General features: G+C 37.0%; 1 protein-coding gene. It reads right to left on the minus strand.

Features of this window, described 5'->3' with window-relative positions; all coding sequences use genetic code 11:
- Positions 1 to 34 precede the first annotated feature (34 nt).
- Complete coding sequence (locus AC07E5_RS09795; RefSeq protein WP_498625348.1) at positions 35 to 1,300, minus strand: transposase; 1,266 nt, start codon at positions 1,298 to 1,300, stop codon at positions 35 to 37.
- Positions 1,301 to 1,419 lie beyond the last annotated feature (119 nt).

A 1,419-nucleotide genomic window follows, 5' to 3' on the forward strand; every position in this document is an offset into this window, starting at 1 on the left:
CATACGCGCCAACTTAAGCCATGTTGATGATATTTCATACACTCTGGTGCCTCCTAAATAACATTGAAATATCATCTGTAAATCGTTGTAATTTCCTCTTCCTAGGCCGCTCCGACATACTTTTAATACTGCTTGCTAGATTGGCTTCAAAGCTTGGATATTCTGCTAACAAACTGTATTTAATCTGATCATTCAAGTCTTGAATTAGCCGCCAAGGACTTAAGTTTCGGTTTTTATCGAGTAAACTAACACCATGATTAAAATAATGTTGTTTATAGATTTTCTCTACTAAAACTGCGTAAAGTAGCTTTCCGAGTAAATAAACCTCAGCTAATTTACCGTCTTTTTTAGCCCTTAGTAAATCTATGTTAAGCAAGCTTTTTAATCGTTTTATATATAGTTCGATTTGCCACCTGGCTTTATAAATATTTTGAACTTGAAGCGTACTAAGAACCTGCGGCGGAATCGTTGTAAATACCAGCATCCAGTTCGTTAAGTAAAGTGTTTGAGCTCTGACTTTTCGCCCATTTTTCTTAGCAAAGGTCATCATTTCTCGACGTTCATTCTCTGCAACTTTTGTGTTTTTAGCTATCGCATGGACATAACCCTTGATCCTCTTATCGCCTAAAATCATATAACACTCAATCACCTGATTTTTCTCAGACCGTGATATAAGTTGCTGATGCCAATCAATCTTAAGCTTTTGATTATTCGAATTAAATGTATAGAGAGGCATGGTGTTCGGTGTATATCTGACAATGACATCAGCGCCTTGATCGACTGTCGGCATAATGGTTTGAACTCGACTATAGCCACGGTCAGCCACAAAGACATAACCCTCACGAAGCTGATAATGCTGAAGTTTTTCGCCAACTTTGTCTGTTGTAACAACAGCATCAGTGAGCGTTAAATCCATCAAATCTATGCCGAGATGTAGTCTATAGCTCGTTTGTGTCGCACCTGGTTCCTGAACGGTAGAGCCATCTACAGCTATAAATTTTAAATCGCCTTCTGTATGGTTATGATCTGTGGTAAGAGTTTCTTTTAAAAGTGATTTAATCCAGTCAGCACAAGATATTAATCTCTTTTTTACGGCTTCGTCGCTGATTGCGGAATAAGTTTCAGTGAATTTTCCAGCGCATGCTCTTAAAGACAAATCGAGGCCACAATACAGCATAAGTAATTTAAACAGTTCTAAAGGCGATTTAATTTTTCTAGCCCGTTGAAAAGCATTACAATTTATCGCCATTTGTTCAATATTTGAAGGAAGTACTTGTAATAACTGTTGAAAATGAATCATGATACGCCACGGTGGTTGTGTTTTGTGTTAGCGCATTAATAAATACAACCACCTTTTTTATTTTTCAAGCGATAATTATAATATATTTCAACAGTTTAAGCCTTAAGTTGGCGCGTATG

The sequence above is a fragment of the Acinetobacter seohaensis genome (assembly GCF_056431365.1).